8 protein-coding genes and 1 tRNA gene are annotated in these 17,077 nt (G+C 62.7%); 4 read left to right on the forward strand and 5 right to left on the reverse strand.

Going from position 1 to position 17,077, the window contains the following annotated elements; translation table 11 throughout:
- Complete coding sequence (locus tag J7U39_RS14740) at positions 1-3,855, reverse strand: glycosyl transferase (protein WP_210628859.1); 3,855 nt, start codon at positions 3,853-3,855, stop codon at positions 1-3.
- 42 nt (positions 3,856-3,897) lie between these two features.
- Positions 3,898-6,345: a phosphoketolase family protein gene (locus J7U39_RS14745; protein WP_210628860.1), complete on the reverse strand. Its 2,448-nt coding sequence runs from the start codon at positions 6,343-6,345 to the stop codon at positions 3,898-3,900.
- A 378-nt stretch (positions 6,346-6,723) separates the two neighbouring features.
- On the opposite strand from J7U39_RS14745, the gene J7U39_RS14750 reads away from it, so the two are divergent.
- Positions 6,724-8,412 (forward strand): SbmA/BacA-like family transporter, encoded by a 1,689-nt coding sequence (locus J7U39_RS14750; protein ID WP_210628861.1) that lies wholly within the window; start codon positions 6,724-6,726, stop codon positions 8,410-8,412.
- A 131-nt stretch (positions 8,413-8,543) separates the two neighbouring features.
- Here J7U39_RS14750 and J7U39_RS14755 read toward each other — a convergent pair whose 3' ends face one another.
- A complete protein-coding gene (locus J7U39_RS14755) occupies positions 8,544-8,714 on the reverse strand; it encodes a hypothetical protein (protein WP_247241673.1) in 171 nt (56 codons plus the stop codon).
- 603 nt (positions 8,715-9,317) lie between these two features.
- Between J7U39_RS14755 and J7U39_RS14760 the strand changes: the two genes are divergently transcribed.
- Positions 9,318-10,370, forward strand: a complete 1,053-nt coding sequence (locus tag J7U39_RS14760; protein WP_210631684.1) for a septal ring lytic transglycosylase RlpA family protein — start codon at positions 9,318-9,320, stop codon at positions 10,368-10,370.
- A gap of 183 nt (positions 10,371-10,553) precedes the next feature.
- Here J7U39_RS14760 and J7U39_RS14765 read toward each other — a convergent pair.
- A tRNA-Pro gene (locus J7U39_RS14765) sits at positions 10,554-10,630 on the reverse strand.
- A gap of 263 nt (positions 10,631-10,893) precedes the next feature.
- Between J7U39_RS14765 and J7U39_RS14770 the strand changes: the two genes are divergently transcribed.
- A complete protein-coding gene (locus J7U39_RS14770) occupies positions 10,894-11,301 on the forward strand; it encodes a hypothetical protein (RefSeq protein WP_210628863.1) in 408 nt (135 codons plus the stop codon).
- A gap of 201 nt (positions 11,302-11,502) precedes the next feature.
- Here J7U39_RS14770 and J7U39_RS14775 read toward each other — a convergent pair whose 3' ends face one another.
- On the reverse strand, positions 11,503-14,478 hold the full coding sequence (locus J7U39_RS14775) for an NAD(P)-dependent oxidoreductase (protein WP_210628864.1): 2,976 nt from the start codon (positions 14,476-14,478) through the stop codon (positions 11,503-11,505).
- 811 nt (positions 14,479-15,289) lie between these two features.
- Here J7U39_RS14775 and J7U39_RS14780 point away from each other — a divergent pair.
- Positions 15,290-16,483, forward strand: a complete 1,194-nt coding sequence (locus J7U39_RS14780) for a TCR/Tet family MFS transporter (protein WP_210628865.1) — start codon at positions 15,290-15,292, stop codon at positions 16,481-16,483.
- Positions 16,484-17,077 lie beyond the last annotated feature (594 nt).

Below are 17,077 nucleotides of genomic sequence, written 5' to 3' on the forward strand. Positions count from 1 at the left end.
CTAGCCCATCACCAACTGGATCTGATGGTTCTTCCCGTCGTCCTCAAGTGGAACGCTCTGCGCGGTGAGGTCCTCGCCGTCGGCGCTCAGCAGGCGATGACCCCGGCCAGATGCGGGATCCCTCCGCACCTTGATGGAATAGGTCGCCGATCCGAAGCGCAAGTCAGCCTCATAGCCAGGCCAGTGCGAGGGAATGCAGGGTTGGACGGAGAGCTGGTCTCCCTGTCTGCGAATCCCGAGAATGGCTTCCAGACCAACGCGATAAAGCCAGCTGGCCGATCCGGTATACCAGGTCCAGCCTCCGCGGCCGGTATGCGGAAACGCCCCATAGACGTCAGCGCTGACAACGTAGGGTTCGACCATGTATCGCGCAGCGTCTTCGGCGGAGAGGGAATGGTTGATGGGGTTGAGCATGCTCCAGAGCTCAAAGGCCCGATCTGCCTCTCCGAGCATCGCAGTCGCCAGTGCAACCCAGGCCGCCGCATGGGTATACTGGCCACCATTCTCCCGAATTCCGGGAACATACCCCTTTATGTAGCCGGGCTGCAGCGTCCCCTTGTCGAAGGGGGGATGGAAAAGCTGAATCAGCTTGTCTTCGGGCCGAACCAGCCGCTCCCAGACTGCTTGCATGGCATTGGAAGCGCGTCCTGCGTCGGCGACACCGGAGATGACCGCCCAGGCCTGTGGGATGGCGTCGATCTGGCATTCGTCGTTGAGGTGCGAGCCAAGGGGGGTACCATCGTCGAAGTAGGCCCGGCGATACCATGAACCATCCCAAGCCTCAGCCTCCAATGAAGCGCGCAAGGCTTCGGCGCGCTCGAGGCACCATGCCACCCGCTCCTCGTCGCCCCTTGCCGATGCGATGGTGGCAAACGACCTGAGCACGGTGAGGAAGAACCAGCCGTTCCACACGCTCTCGCCTTTGCCCTGCGCGCCGACCTTGTTCATGCCGTCGTTCCAGTCGCCCGTTCCTATGAGCGGAAGTCCATGCGCTCCGAGGCGAAGTCCCCGATCCAACGCGCGGCAGCAGTGGTCATAGAGGGTCCCATTTTCCTCAGTGACCCGAGGAACGCCGAAGCTTTCCTCCTGGTCGTCACTCAAGGGCGGCGACGTCACAAAAGAAACCCGCTCGTCAAGGAGCGCGTGGTCCCCGGTCGTTGATACGTAGTGCTGGACGACGTAAGGCAGGAAATAGAGGTCATCGGTCATGCGGGTGCGCACACCGACGCCTGACGGCGGATGCCACCAGTGCTGGACATCTCCTTCCGTGAACTGACGCGCAGCAGCTCGAAGGATGTGGGCGCGTGTTTCGTCGGGTGCGCAATGCACCAGGGCAGCAACATCCTGGAGCTGGTCGCGAAATCCGTACGCGCCTCCGGACTGGTAGAAACCCGTCCGGGCCCAGACGCGGCAAGACAACACCTGATAGATGAGCCAGCGGTTCATCATGAGATCAAAGGCGGCATCGGGCGTTCGCACCGTTACCGAACCGAGCAGTTCGTCCCATTGGCGGGAGACGATCGCCTGCGAGCGTCGGGCGCCAGCCGGCTCGGCATAGTCGCGCGCGAGCCTGCGGACCTCGTCGCGACTGCCAGCCTGCCCAAGGACGAACACCAGTTCGGCGCCTTGGCCGGGGGGAACCGTCATCTCGACCATCAGCGCGGCGCAGGGATCGAGCAGGCAGCCGACGCTGCCGCCGAGACGGGAACCTTCCAGTCCGGCCGGTCGGGAAACGGACCCATTGATGCCGAGAAACTCCCGCCGGTCGCAGGTGAAGGAGCGCGGTGGCGCGCTTGAAGCAATGAAAGCCAGCTTGCCGGAGAAACCACTGTCCCAGAGGTTCCGCGCGACGATGGCGCCGCTCTCGCCGTCAATCTCGCATTCGATCCGTCCGGCTGCGGTCTCGCGCAGCGTACCGAGAACCCATTCGACGAAATAGGTGGCGGTAAGCCTGCGCGCGTCTGTTCCATTGTTGCGGATCGCCAGGTGAACGATCTTGACGGGGTCGGCGTCCGGGACGTGGACCGTCATTTCCTGCCGCAGAGATCCGTGGGTGCTCTCGTAACGGCTGTAACCCTGCCCATGACTGGCGGTCACCGAAGACGAGTGCCCAAGAGGCAGAAGTGTCGGCGTCCAGAACTCCCCGGTCTGCTCATCGCTGAAGTAGACGACTTCGCCTGGAGGGTCCGAAACCGGATCATTGGCCCATGGCGTAAGCCTGTTCAACTGGCTGTTGCCGGCCCAGCTATAGCCGAGGCCGCTTTCGCTCGTCAGGCAGCCGAACGCGGGGTTGGCAATGACGTTGCACCAGGGCATGGGCGTCATGGCCTCTCCATCAGCCGCGATCACATACTCGCGCCCGTCAGGGGTAAAGCCGCCACAACCATTCCAGAAAAGCAGGTCGCCGCGTGCGGCCGCGCGAGGTTTCTCGCCCTCGCCTCGAGACGGCTCCATTGGTTCCCGGGCTTTAGGCATGGTGGCCGCCGGCGTCTCAACCTGATCGGCAAGTGTTCCCTTGCTGCAATAAAGAACGACGCGCGCTGCAGCAGCGAGGGCATCCGCCGATGCGCTTGAAATAGCGGCCGCCGACAGGAGGTGGATGCCTCCGGCCTTGCCGAGCGTCTCCGCCACTTGGCTTCTGTCCACCGCCTCGCCCGCGCCGTCTTCATCGAGGAGCGCAAGGTCGAAGGGAAGTCCGCGGCTGGTGATGAATGCGTGAGCGGCGATAATCTCCTCGACGAGAGACTTCTGGTCCGCCTGGTCCATGCGCAGCAGCAGAATGGGCAGATCTCCGGATATGCCCAGCGACCACAGTCCCTCCGTGGTCAGCCCTTCCTTGACGGGAGCGCCACCATATCGAAGGCCGGGATTCGAAAATGCCAAGCTTCCGGCAAGGCGATTGTAGGCGGCCACCGTGGCCGGCGAGAGCTTTGAGGAAGCAAGTTCAGCGGCATGCCTCTCCTTCGCATCCGACACGGTCTGGACAACCGCATCGATGGTGGCAAAGCGCTCTGCAATGGCTGCCGCGCCCGCTTCGCTATCAGCCGCGCCCGTCACGAATGCGATTGTCTCCGTTCCGGAGGGTTCGAGGCGGACGGTCCTGCGCAAGCTGAAGATGGGGTCGAGTACCGGACCGGTCGTGCCGGTCAGTTTTCCGCCACGCTCGAGCGCGCCGGGATTTGACGGTGTCCTTCCGCGGCCGAGAAACCTGTAGCGGTCCGTGTCGTACCCGACTGCTGGATGGGTGTCGTCGCTTGATGCCGAAACGTGCACCGCCCAGACCGGCTTCTCCGAGCCGCTGCGTGGCCGACGCCTTGCAAACAGTGCGGTGGTTTCAGCGACAAACCAGGTCTCGACGAAGAGCTTTGCAAATGCCGGATGCGCGCTGTCGGCACGCCGGCCATTCAGGCAGATCTCCGAATAGCTCGTCAGCTCGAGTTCCCTTGCCTTCGCCCCCCTGTTGAACAGACGAAGCAGACGCAGTTCGGCGTCATGGTCGGCTGCGACGCAAACTTCCCACGAGATCTCGATGTCCCCTGCCGAACAGCGAAACTCGGCGCGATCCCCTGGAAAGCTGTGCTGGTAGTCGGCATCGGCCCGGCAGACCGGCTGCCGGGCGATGGACCAGACCTTTCCGTCTTCAAGGTCCCTGACGTAGCAGAACTGGCCCCAGCAATCTCGCGTACCGTCCTCCCGCCAGCGCGTCACGTCGAGGCCGAGCCAGGATCCGTAGCCGGAACCGGATTCGGTCAGCAGAACGCTGTATCCACCGTTCGAAAGCAGCGTGATCTCGGGAGGCGCGCCCGCCGGACGCGCCTCACCGACGTCTTCAATTTCGCCAGTCAATCGAGCCATCGGACAAACCCCTCAGTCGAAGCGGGCACCGGCCCATGGCATCTATGCGTTGTCACCCTCAGTGGAAGTAGCCCCCTTCACGCGAACCGTGCTCTTGACGCCCCACTTCCAACCGCTGATCTCAGGCATGTCGTCGCCATGCTTCTCGATATACTGACGGTGCTCGATCAGCTTCTCGCGGATTGCCTGCTTGAAGTAGGCGGCGCGAGCGCCGAGTTGCGGCAGTCGATCGATAACGTCCTCGACAAGGTGGAAGCGATCGAGTTCGTTGAGGACGACCATGTCGAAGGGTGTTGTTGTCGTCCCCTCCTCCTTGTATCCGCGCACGTGCAGATTGCCATGATTGGTGCGCCGGTAGGTCAGCCGGTGGATCAGCCAGGGATATCCATGGAACGCGAAAATGATCGGCTTGTCCTTGGTGAAGAGCGCGTCGAAATCCCGATCGGAAAGTCCGTGCGGGTGCTCGCTCGACGGCTGCAGCTTCATGAGGTTGACGACGTTGATGACGCGCACCTTCAGTTCGGGCAGGTGCTCCCGGATCAACTGCACCGCAGCCAGCGTCTCAAGCGTCGGCACGTCGCCGCAGCACGCCATCACGACGTCCGGCTCGCTGCCCTTGTCGCTGCTGGCCCATTCCCAGATGCCGAGGCCTTCAGCGCAATGCTTGATCGCCTCATCCATCGTCAGCCATTGCGGCGCTGGCTGCTTGCCGGCAACGACGACGTTCACGTAGTCGCGGCTGCGCAGGCAATGGTCGGTGACGGAAAGCAGCGTGTTCGCGTCCGCCGGCAGGTAGACGCGGATCACCTCCGCCTTCTTGTTGACCACATGGTCGATGAAGCCCGGATCCTGGTGGCTGAAGCCGTTGTGGTCCTGGCGCCAGACGTGCGAGCTCAGGAAGTAGTTGAGCGACCCGATCGGCCGCCGCCACGGAATGTGGTTGCAGATCTTCAACCATTTGGCGTGCTGGTTGAACATCGAGTCGATGATGTGAATGAACGCCTCGTAGCAGGAGAAGAAGCCGTGGCGGCCCGTCAGCAGGTAGCCTTCCAGCCAGCCTTGGCACTGATGCTCGCTCAACACTTCCATCACCCGGCCGTCGGGCGAGAGGTGATCGTCCTCGGGATAGATCTCGGCCATGTAGCAGCGATCGGTGACCTCGAGTACGTCCTGCCAGCGGTTGGAATTGTTTTCGTCGGGGCTGAACAGCCGGAAGTTCTTGTTGTTCAGGTTCAGCTTCATGACGTCGCGCAGGAACTTGCCCATGACCCTGGCGGATTCGGCGGTTGTCGCCCCGGCGCTCGTCACCGACACGGCGTAGTCGCGGAAATCGGGCATCTTCAGGTCACGCAGCAGCAGGCCGCCGTTTGCATGCGGGTTGTCGCTCATCCGGCGTTTTCCGGCCGGGGCGAGCGCGGCAATTTCGGCGCGCAGCTTGCCGTCGCCGTCGAAAAGCTCTTCCGGCTTGTACGACTTCATCCACTGCTGAAGGATCTCGATGTGCTCCTGCTTGCCCATCTCGCCCATCGGGACCTGGTGCGACCGCCAGTAGTCCTCGCATTTCTTGCCGTCGATTTCGCCCGGGCAAGTCCAGCCCTTGGGTGTGCGGAAGACGATCATCGGCCAGGCCGGCCGCTTGAGGTTGCCCTTGTCGCGGGCCTCTGACCAGATTCTCTTGATCTCCGCGACAGCGGTATCCATCGCTGCGGCAAGTTGCTGCTGCACCCTGTCTGGCTCACGCCCTCCCACGAAGAGGGGCGCATATCCCATCCCTTCGAAGAACTTCCTCAGTTCTTCCTCGGGAATGCGGGCAAGGAAGCAGGGATTGGCGATCTTGTAGCCATTGAGGTGCAGGATCGGCAGCACGCAGCCGTCGCGGGCAGGATTGAGAAATTTGTTGCCCTGCCATCCCGTCGCCAGCGGGCCGGTTTCCGCCTCCCCATCGCCCACGACGCAGGCGACGATCAGATCCGGGTTGTCGAAGGCAGCACCATAGGCGTGGCTCAGGGCATAGCCCAGTTCTCCACCCTCGTGGATGCTTCCGGGCGTTTCGGGAGCGACGTGGCTCGGAATACCTCCGGGAAAACTGAACTGTTTGAACAGTCGCTGCATGCCTTCGGCGTCCTGGCCGATATTTGGATAGAACTCGCTGTAAGTACCCTCGAGATAGGCATGCGCGACGAGCGAGGGCCCGCCATGGCCGGGGCCGATGATATAGATCATGTTCAGGTCATCGCGCTTGATCACGCGATTCCAGTGGACATAGAGCATGTTCAGGCCGGGCGAGGTTCCCCAGTGTCCGAGCAGCCGCGGCTTGATGTGCTCGCGTTTCAGAGGCTCCTTGAGCAGCGGATTGTCGAGAAGATAGATCTGCCCGACAGAGAGATAGTTCGACGCCCGCCAGTAGGCGTCCATCAAGCGGAGTTCCTCGGCTCCGAGTGGTGCGGTTGTCGTCTGATTGTCGTTTATTGAAAGAGCGGCATTGGCCATCGTCAGCCTCCTAGCGACTTGTCTTCGCCTCTGCATGCCTGCAGCCGTCACACATGAAGCCCTGCCTCCCCGACAGGTTCCTCAAAGGCACATTGCGCCAAACAAGAGCGCCAGCTTGCAAGGCAACGGCGACGTCTCCACGCAATTCGCAGGCACACAATTCCCGAGACGATTGATCCTGGCCGCGTCAATGCGCCGGAAACCTTGCCGGCAGCATGGCTGGCGCTTTCATGATCCGCCCCTGCGAAGACCCTACACCCCGGAGGGAACCTGGAACATTAGGAATGGCCACTACGTGTTTTTACCAATCCCGGGCCCGTTCTTCGTCGACTGCTTTTCAGGTTATACTTCTGCAGGCACAAACTTGCGGAGGCGAGCATGAGCCAGCAACCTGTTCCGCTCAAGTTGACGGCCAGAAGATTCGTCCGCGCGGTCAAGATATTCATGACCTCGGATGTCGGCAGGCGAGCCAGGCTCCTTCTCGTCGCCCTGGTCGCCCTTTTTGGCGGCATCAGCGCCCTGAATGTCGTCAACAGCTACGTCGGCCGATACTTCATGACGGCAATCGCCGAAAAGCAAACTGCCGAATTCATCCGTCAGGCGATCCTCTATACTGGCGCATTCGCCGCTTCGACGATCGTTGCGGTCATAGCGCGGCTCGCCGAGGAAAGACTGGCATTGCTCTGGCGAGAGTTCCTCACCCGCCGCGCGATCGGCTTCTATATGAGCGACGGCACCTTCTACCGGGTCGGGGTGCGAGGCAAGCTCTCGCACCCCGACCAGCGAATTGCCGAGGACATCAAGGCCTTCACGATCACCACGCTTTCCTTCGTGCTGATGCTCCTCAACAGCGCGCTGACGATCCTGACCTTTTCCAGCGTGCTGTGGCTGATCAGTCCGCTGCTTTTTATTGCGGCTGTCGTTTACGCGGCCTTCGGATCCTACATGACAATCGTGCTGGGCCGCCCCTTGATCAACCTCAACCATGATCAGCTCGACGGCGAAGCAGCCTTCCGGTCCAGTCTCATCCGCGTGCGGGAGAACGCAGAGTCGATCGTGATCGCGGGAGAAGAGCAACGCCACGCAAACCTGCTGTTGAGACAGTTCGATGCACTCGCGGCGAACTTCAGACGCATCATCGTCGTCAATCGCAACGTCGGCTACTTCACCACCGGCTACAACTGGATGATACAGATCATACCGGTCGTCATCATTGCGCCAGCCTTCTTCCGCGGCGACATGGAATTCGGTGTGATCACCCAGTCGGCCGCAGCGTTTGCGATGCTGGTCGGCGCATTCTCGTTCATTGTCAGACAGTTCAATTCGATCTCGAACTTTGCGACGGTCGTAGCGCGCATCAGTTCGCTTTTGGAAGCAATCGAGGAAGCTGGCGAAGCGTCAACAACAGACGTGGACGTTTACGAAACCGAAGGCAAGCTCGCCTATGAACAGCTTACGCTGACGTCGCCGACACAAGAGATACTGCTGAAGAACCTGTCGATGGTCGTCCCGATCGACACGCGATTGATCGTCGCGGGAGAGGGCGAAGCTGCGGGCACGGCGTTGTTCCGGGTCACTGCGGGAATTGGCGCCTGCGGAACCGGACGCGTCCGCCGCCCGCCGCGCGAGCATATGCGCTTCATCGCCCAGCGCTCCTATTTCGCTCCCGGAACGTTGCGCCAGATTTTGGTGCCGACGGAGCGCCCGACGGAAGAGCCGGATGACGAGATCCTTGGCCTGCTCAAGAGGCTCGGTCTTGCCCGCCCCCTGACCTCCACTGACCTCGACGAGGATCAGGACTGGTCGACACTATTGTCACCGCGCGAGCAACAGCTGATTGCGATTGCCAGCGTGCTGATCACGGCTCCATCCTATGTCGTTGTGGAAAAAGCCGACACCATCTTCGGCCACGAGCTTCTGGCCGAAATCCTGAAGCTTCTCGCGGACCGGAAAATCGCATGCATCAACTTCGCGGAAGCGGACGCTCCGCGCGCCGCTTATGATGCCGTTCTCGAATATCATGCGGACGGCTCCTGGAGGTGGATCGACCAAGGAAAACGGCCCTGACGGTCGTGGTGCGCACCGCTTTATCAAATTCTCATCCGGCGACCGCGAGCGGCCTCCCTTGTGACCAATGACACCGAAGTGTCGTCGGCCCTCCGGGAGCCCCTGCGGGGCTGGGGAGATCGATGATGCCGTCATGGGAAGCTCAGGTCCAAACCGAGCATCCTGCTAAGCACGAAGGCGACGAGCCCCACGGCCAGGACCGCTAGCACGAAGACTGCGGCCATCGTGACGCCCGTGCGCAGTACCGCTCGCCTCTCCCCCTTCTCGCCTTGATCGTGATGCCACTTGATGGCGAAGAACATGGCTATGCCTAACGCGAGAACCTTGAAGGTAACGAAGACTATAGGGACCCAATCCAAACAACGACTCTCCTATGCATCAGCTAGGCGCCTTATGCTCGCATCTTAGGCAAATGCATATTTCTTATTACGCAATGCTGATATGTAGCAGCAGGTGGCGGCTTGCGGGCCTGTATCGTTGGGTTCAGGAATGACCGCTTAGGGCGACAGCAGACTTCAGCCGCGTGTTTGCTCCCGGCAATTGGATAGTGGTCGATATCCAATGCCGCTCGGCGACCACTCGGTGCCTGAGGTAGCAACCGGCCCCGGCAAAGTACGGCGTAAAATCGCGTGTCCCCATGGAACTATTGCCCTCAGGCCAGCTTTCACAATTATCTCAGGGATGGAGCGAATGACGGCACAATCCCAGAAGGCAATAGCGCATCGAAGTGCGCTTGGGCTGCTATTCCGCCTGGCTCTCGACCACACGCGTAGCAAACTTCGAGTACGCGGCCGGCAGGAGCGTTTGTATCGACGCATGGCGCCGATACACGGAAGACTGTTGTCAACGATGAACGGATGGCTGTTGATGTAAGTGCTGCAAAGGGCTTGCGATGGCTGGCGATCATGGCGGTCTGCGCATGCTGTGCCTGTACGACCACACAAACACCGAACACGTATCGCAGCAAAGGATATGTTTCCGAGAAGGTTTACGGTGTGACGGCGAGCCCGCGACCCGCCCACGGCAGGAATATTCGCAAGGGTGGTGGCCGTTATACCGTCGGCAAGCCCTACGTGGTGAAAGGCAAACTTTACTCACCGAAGGAGGACCCGAGTTACGACAGGAATGGTGTCGCTTCCTGGTACGGCTCAGCGTTTCATGGTCGCTTGACTGCAAATGGCGAAGTTTACGACAGGCATCACCTTTCCGCCGCGCATCCCACCCTCCCTTTGCCCAGCTACGTGAGGGTGACCAATCTTGAAAACGGTTCGTCGCTCATCGTGCGTGTTAACGATCGCGGTCCCTACCATAGGGGCCGCATCATCGACCTTTCCAGCAAGGCAGCAGATTTGCTGGACCTGAAGCACCATGGCACGGCCTTTGTTCGGGTCCAGTATGTAGGCCGCGCCCGCTCGGACGGACATGATATGCCTTTTCTTATGGCGTCCTACGTCAGGAAGCCAGATCGCCACCAGGACATCAAACCAGAGCCTCGGATCGCGACCGACGTGACGGTAGCCTCGAACCAGTCGGCCGGCGGTCATTTCTCGTCGTCACGGGCGAACCCTGCCATCAAGGCGATGAGCGCCTCCTACCAGCCGGGGGCAATCGCCGCGGCGGCGTTTCAGACATTCGGGCAATTCGTGATGTTCCCTGAGATCGGCCCTACCACCTTTGAGCGGACGCCCGAATTCGCTCCATCGATGCCGCGACAAAAATACTTCCTGAACGAGGATAGTGATGACCGTGAGCGCGGCTCCTGCGAGGTTCAGGCTCTCCCGTTACAGGGTGTCAATCGCAATGTGCGTCTGACGGTGGTTGTCTTGATAAAGCGACGCCGCTCTCGACTCAGAGGCCACCGCCGGCGAGGAATAGCAATGGTTCTTCCCTGGAGTGCGCAAGAAGCCGCCACGAGACATGCCCACCCGCGGCGATCGTGCCAGGATAGCCGCCGATAGCGCCCGGGCCCATGATCGCGATCCGCATGCCCCCGTCGACAAAAGCCGTGGCTGTAAAATCAATATAGCAATTCTACCGCCCCAGAGCAGAATCAAATGCTAAGTCCGGGGTGGCTGTCATGATGGCGGATCGCAAGGCATATTAGCAACAAGAAAAAAGCCCGCTTTCGCGGGCTTTTCGGCTGGTCGGAGTGGAGTGATTCGAACACTCGACCCCCACGTCCCGAACGTGGTGCGCTACCAGACTGCGCTACACTCCGTGACCAGCGGCGCTTCTATAGAACAGCCTATCTGGTTGCACAAGCACCAAATTTCAAAAAGCCGAGGGATTTTTTGACGGGTTGATGACAGCGGCCGGAAGAGGCCGCTGCTTGCAAAAAGACACACCGCAAGCAAATCGAACGGAAGTGCAAAAGGGGCAATTTTCTTTTGCCGGGTTCCGCGCTAAAGGGCTCGGCGGGACAGGCGAAACCGTCGCGACGGCGGCTTCGCAGCCATTGCGCTAGAGATCAGGGACGACACGATGAAACTCCGCACCATTACCGCGGCCGGGATTGCAATTGCGCTTGCCGGATGCACGACCATACCTTCCGCCGGCAATCCGATCGAGGCCCGCTGGGTCGGCAAATCGGCCGGCATCTTCTTTGCCGCCTACGGGCCGCCGATCAGCGATCGCGAGGAAGGTGCGAGCACCATCTATACCTGGCGCGGCGGCTACAAGACCGTGCGCATTCCGGCGAAATATGCCGAGGGCGCCGACGGCAAGCGCGGCAAGCAGATTTCCGCCGCCCGCACCGCCTATCTGCGCTGCCAGGCCGAAATCACCACCAATTCCGACTACACGATCCGCGACATCCGCACCGTCGCCGACATCCCGGGCGTCAACGGCCCGTCCTATTGCGCCGAGTTCCTGGCGCCCGAACAGAAATAACGGACGCTTCGTCCGGCATGTGAGGACAGGCGGCCCTGAGTGCCGCCTGTTTTCGTTTGGGATCCACAAGTTCTGCCTCGAAGCATCCGCATGAATGGCAGTTGGAGATCGTTTCAGGCCAGCGGGTTCGCGCCCGTTGTCACGGAGCGAACGATGAGGTCAGCCTGTGCCGTGTGGCCCCCTTATCCGCGTCGATGGATCTCACCCCTCCGCCGGCCCGTAGAGGCCGAGCTCATCGAGAAGCGCCCGCTGCCGGTCGGCATTTTCGACCAGAAGGCCGGTGTAACGCGCGACGATCCGCGCGCGGTGTGCCGGGTCGGAGACGGCGGACAGCGCGCCGGTGACGGCGGCGATCTTTTCCGAGGTCTGGCGCAGCTCTTCCAGAAGTGCGGCCTTGCCGCCGGCCTCCGCGACCACCTGCTTCGTCACCTTGCCGATGCCGGCCGGCGTGCGGCTGCCGCCGGAGACGTAACCCTCCGGCAGGTCGCCCTTGAGATTGACGACTGTTTTAAACCGGATGACGTCGAAGATCTGGTCGACCGCCTGCCTGGCGCCGGTCACCCGTGAGGGGTGGTCGGTGTCGGCGGCGGCGTGCGGCAGGAGTTCCAGCTTGCCCTTGTGGCGCTCCTCGAGCGGCAGGTAAGGCAGCATCGGGCCGCTCAGCGTGCCGGTCGCCGCGTCCCGGAAGAGGTCGGCGTCGATCGCCGCATGGGCGATCTTGCCCGACGACAGGGCCGCGTCGAGCGCCTCGGCATCGACGACTTCGCCGCGGTCGTAATTGACCAGCACCGCGCCGTCCTTCATGGCGGAGAGCACCTGCGCATCGACGGTGCCGGCATTGGAATAGATGCCGGTCGATGCGTCCAGGCGGCCGAGGCCGATATGGACGGAGAGCACATCGGCGCCGCTTGCGGCTTCGACCGGGCTTGCGGCATAGTCGAAGCCTTCCGCCTCGATCCAGCGCCTGTGATGCTCGCGGGCATAGATCGCCACTTTCATGCCGAAGGCCTTGGCGAGCTTGGCGACTTCACGGCCGATATTGCCGTAGCCGAGAACGGCGAGCTTGCGGCCCTCGAGCTTTGCCGTCGGAAAATCCTTGAGCTGGCGGCCGGTATCGAAATCGCCGCCGGCGACCATCCGGTGCAGCCGGTCGACCGGCAGGTCGGGAACGACCTTCAGGATCGCCTTCATCACCATCTGGGCGGTCGCCCGGCTGTTGATGCCGGGCGTGTTCATCAGGGCCGCAGTGCCGCCCTCGCCATTGCCGCCGCCCCAGGAGGCCGAGCCCATATTGCCAGTGCCGGCGCCGATGCGCACGCCGCCGAGCGGAAAGACCGAGGCCTTGGGAATGAAGGTCGCCGCCGCAATCAGCGCGTCGTACTGGCCCTTGTCGGTCTGCGGCAGGATCTCCGCCTCGGTGCTGAGGTTCGGCTGATAGAAGAAATGGATGCGGCCCTTTTCGAGGCTGGCGCGATCACCGAGCGGGCCGAGATGGAAGCTGCCGCCCTTCCCCTCGATATAGGCCTTGACCTCGCTATAATCAGGCTCGCCGTCGGCGCCGAAGCGTAAGCCCACCAGATCGGCGATCAACACGGTATAAGCGCGGTGCGGATCGTCCTTGCGCACGGCGCCATCGGCCTTGACGGGCGCTTCGAAGGTGACGCCGTTCCTTGCCAGCTCCTCCTCGAGCACGACGATCTTGGCTCTGAGATAGGCGTATTGCAGATTATCAAGCAGCGCGACGACATCGTCCGGTTCGCGGATGCCGCCGACCCAGGCGCGGTAATCGCCCGGCGTGCCGGGGAAGGCGTTGACGTAGCGGGCCGCGTCGAGGCCGGGCTCGTATTCGCCGTTCGGATGGGTGATGCCCTCATAGCCGAGCAGCTGCTTGGAACGGGCGATGATGCGGGCGTGGATGGCGGGATCGGTGATATCAGCGTCCTCGACCTTCAGCAGCGTCACCGCCGCCCCGCGCCGTTCGGCATCGGTGACGGTCAAGGACAGCAGCGGATGCGACTTGACCCATTCGTCGATGACGGCGCGATTGGCGGCGGAGCGACGGTTGAGCTCGACGACGGAGCCGACCCGGGCCTCCGACTGCAGCAGGCCGAAAGTGGTCTCGGCAAAGGCGAGCGCGCTGTAGGTGTTGATGACGCCGCCGAGCATGCGGTCTTCAGCCGCATCGTAGAATGGGCCGGCATCGACGGAGCGCTTGGCCGAAAACGGCTGGCGCGGATCGATCGGCGGGGCGATCTTCAGCTGGCGCGGGATCGCCCAGGCCGGATCCTGCTGGTTCTTCTCGATCAGCGCCAGCGCATGCGGCGTGAAGGAGGCGACGAAATAGCCCGAGATGCCGCCGATCGCCTTCTGGAACGGCATGAACAGGCAGCATTTCGCCATCACGGCGCTGACCAGTTCCGGCTCCCACGGCATGGCGCCGAGCATCGAGGTGGCGTCGAACACCGCATGGCGGTTGGCCGGGTCGCCGTCGAGCCAGCTCAAGAGCTCGCGGATCTCGCCGCTGGTATAGGCATTGGCCCCCGTCGTCTCGTGGCCGACGCCGACGAAGATCGACACGCCGAGGTCGGCAAGTTCGCCCGCCGTGGGGATCACGCCTTCGGAGGCGGCGAAATGAATGCGGCTCTCGCAGCCCTTTTCGGCGAAACGCTGCATCTCGATCAGCTGTGTCGCCCAGGACTGGCGGAAGAAGCCGGCGGCCTTCGACGGATCGCTCTCCGGCCGCGGCGTATCGACATAGACGCGCTGGGAAGCGTCGTTGGCATTCATCAGGTGCTGGATGCAGACGGTGAAGCCGCTATGGCCGCCACCGAGCCCGACCGCCATGCGGTTGACCTTCGGGAAACCGAAATAGCGATGGATCGCCCGCATCATGTCGGTCAGGATCTTGTCGGCCGGATAGCCGCGATGCATGCTGCGGGAAATCTCGGCCGTGGTGAAGCCGCCGATATCGTTGCCCCGATCGTCGAACTTGCGATAGGTCTTTTCGATCCAGGCGTCGAAGGCGATGCGCCGCAGGCGGCTATCGACTTCATCGGTCGTCGCATCGGTGATCGGCCCGACGCCGAAGAACGGGTTGGACGGCAGCTTCGGCGCGCCCGACGCGGTCTGTCGAAGGGCGCTCAATCGCTGTTCCTGCATCTGCGCGATATCTGTCATGGCCTGCCTGTCTGTTTGCGGAGCTGAAGTTGCCTTCATGGTGAAGCGACTGTTCCGCCGAGACAACCTCATCTGCGCCGAACGACAGGCGAAACGCGTCATCGGGGTCGTATCGTTGATGATGGCGCGGGGGACGCGACGCGCTTTCCTGCCTGGAGATCGGCGGTACTGGGATGACGGAGGAGAAGTGGTGCTGCGGATGGAGGGGCAGACGTGGTGCCGCGAGCTGCATCGCCGGTGCGTCTGGCAACAAAGCCAACCACACTCTCCGTCGTCCCAGGGCTTGACCCTGGGATCCACAACCAAGGACGCGCGGACTGCTATTTCTTTGCCCCGATCCACCTCGTCCCAGCCGCATGGATCCCAGGGTCAAGCCCTGGGATGACGGAGGAGAGGTGGTGCCCGGGATGGAGGAGGAGAGGTAGTGCCGGGGACCAAAAGCCTCGTCAGGGCGCGAAGCGAACCGTGAGCGCGGCGCCACAAAGCATCACAGCCGCAACCATCCCCGCACAAAAACGGGCTTGCCGCACGCAACCATCCGGCGTATGTCTTGCCCGTCGCGAAAAGCGACTGCCTCCCTTGATCCGCTCAGTGGCGGAGTAAACAGGTGGACGAATGGGTCGTCCAGGCGGTCGAGCACACGCCGGCCATGCGCTTCAGCCATGGTTCGGCCAGCACTCCCTGAAACCAGCGCCTGACGAGATCAGGCCTCATCGTGAGCCCTCGGCGTCGCGACGCAATTCCGTGATTTGAACGAAATCAGGGAAGCGCTGGCGAGCCTCCCGGCTTGCGTCGACCGTGGAACGCACCCATGACCAGACCCCTTATCGTCATCTTCACCGCCATTGTCCTCGATGCCGTCGGCATCGGGCTCATTTTCCCCATCCTGCCGTCGCTGCTGCAGGAGATCACCCATGCCGCAAACGTCGCGCCCTATATCGGCACGATGACGGCGCTTTACGCGGTGATGCAGTTCATTTTCGCGCCGGTGCTCGGGGCCCTGAGCGACCGGCTCGGCCGGCGGCCGGTGCTGCTGATTTCGCTTGCCGGCGCGGCCGTCAACTACCTGTTCCTGGCGCTCGCGCCCAACCTGCTGCTGCTCTTCGTCGGCCGGGCGATCGCCGGGCTGACAAGCGCCAACGTCTCGGTGGCCACAGCCTATATCACCGACATTTCGCCGGAGGAGAAACGCGCCCGCCGCTTCGGCCTGTTCAACGCCATGTTCGGCCTCGGCTTCATCATCGGCCCGGTCCTCGGCGGCGTGCTCGGCGATCACTGGCTGCGGCTGCCCTTCATCGCAGCCGCCGCACTCAACGGCGCCAACCTGCTGCTCGCCTGCTTCATCCTGCCGGAATCGCGCCGGGGCAGCCGCGCGAGGATCGACCTTGCCGCGCTCAATCCGCTCCGGCCGCTGCGCTCGGTGCTGGCGGTCAGGAGCCGGCTGCCGGTTGTCATCCTCTTTTTCATCTTCAGCGCCACCGGCGAGGCCTACGGCACCTGCTGGGCGCTCTGGGGCAGCGACGCCTTCCGGTGGAACGGGCTTTGGGTCGGCCTGTCGCTCGGCGCCTTCGGCATCTGCCAGACGCTGGCCCAGGCCCTCCTGCCGGGGCCGGCGGTCAAACTGCTCGGCGAACGCGGGGCGATCCTGACCGGCGTCACCGGCGCCGCCATCGCACTTGTCGTCATGGCCCTTGCCGAGCGCGGCTGGATGATCTTCGCGATCATGCCGGTCTTCGCGCTCGGCGGCATCGGCGTGCCGGCGCTGCAGTCTCTCGCCACCCGGCAGGTGGATGAAAACAGCCAAGGCCAGTTCCAGGGCGTGCTGGCCTCGGCCGTCAGCCTCGCCTCGATCGTGGCGCCGCTCGGCTTTTCCAGCCTCTATTTCCTCGTCCGGCAGGACTGGCCGGGCGCCATCTGGCTGTCGGTCGTGGCCGTCTATGCGCTCTGCGTGCCGCTGGTTCTCGGTCTCGGGCTGAGGAAGAGGGAAACGGCGCCGGCGAGTTGAACCGCTGCGGCACTGGTCTCGCTGGAATCCCTCCGGGAGCCGGTCATCGGCGTTTGGCGAGGACGCTAACCCCACCCTCCGTCGTCCCAGGGCTTGACCCTGGGATCCACGACCTGGCACGCGGCTTCAATTTCTCTGCGGTGGGTGGCCATTGCTGCTCAGCGCCAGCCTCATGGATCCCAGGGTCAAGCCCTGGGATGACGGAGGAGAGGTGGTGCCGGCACGCACAAGCCGGCGCGGACGAGAGGTGGTGGCGGGATGTATTTGTCCGCCAGCGCGGAGGCGAGGTGGTGCCGCGACGCGTCGGCTCAGCAGCGGTGAGGACGCTTCGGCAAAAGCGGCGCCGCACAAGCCTCGGCGAAAGCGAGGTCTCACAAGCTGCGCCGGTTCTCAAGCTGCGCCGGCGGTGCGTTTGGCAACATCGCCACCCCACACTCCGTCATCCCAGGGCTTGACCCTGGGATCCACAGCCAAGCACGCGGCTTCAATTCCTTCCCTACGAGAAGATGCCAGCGCTCTTCCCGCAGTGCCAGCCGCATGGATCCCAGGGTCAAGCCCTGGGATGACGGAGGAGAGGTGGTGGCGCAGCACATA

This window comes from Rhizobium sp. NLR16a (assembly GCF_017948245.1).
Lineage (GTDB): Bacteria > Pseudomonadota > Alphaproteobacteria > Rhizobiales > Rhizobiaceae > Rhizobium.

What these genes read in the sequence shown, in the direction of transcription:
- J7U39_RS14750 (WP_210628861.1), top strand. Translation starts at nt 6,724, where the DNA reads ATGAGCCAGCAACCTGTTCCGCTCAAGTTGACGGCCAGAAGATTCGTC.
- J7U39_RS14740 (WP_210628859.1), bottom strand. Translation starts at nt 3,855, where the DNA reads ATGGCTCGATTGACTGGCGAAATTGAAGACGTCGGTGAGGCGCGTCCG.
- J7U39_RS14770 (WP_210628863.1), top strand. Translation starts at nt 10,894, where the DNA reads ATGAAACTCCGCACCATTACCGCGGCCGGGATTGCAATTGCGCTTGCC.
- J7U39_RS14780 (WP_210628865.1), top strand. Translation starts at nt 15,290, where the DNA reads ATGACCAGACCCCTTATCGTCATCTTCACCGCCATTGTCCTCGATGCC.
- J7U39_RS14755 (WP_247241673.1), bottom strand. Translation starts at nt 8,714, where the DNA reads ATGTTCTTCGCCATCAAGTGGCATCACGATCAAGGCGAGAAGGGGGAG.
- J7U39_RS14760 (WP_210631684.1), top strand. Translation starts at nt 9,318, where the DNA reads ATGGCGGTCTGCGCATGCTGTGCCTGTACGACCACACAAACACCGAAC.
- J7U39_RS14775 (WP_210628864.1), bottom strand. Translation starts at nt 14,478, where the DNA reads ATGACAGATATCGCGCAGATGCAGGAACAGCGATTGAGCGCCCTTCGA.
- J7U39_RS14745 (WP_210628860.1), bottom strand. Translation starts at nt 6,345, where the DNA reads ATGGCCAATGCCGCTCTTTCAATAAACGACAATCAGACGACAACCGCA.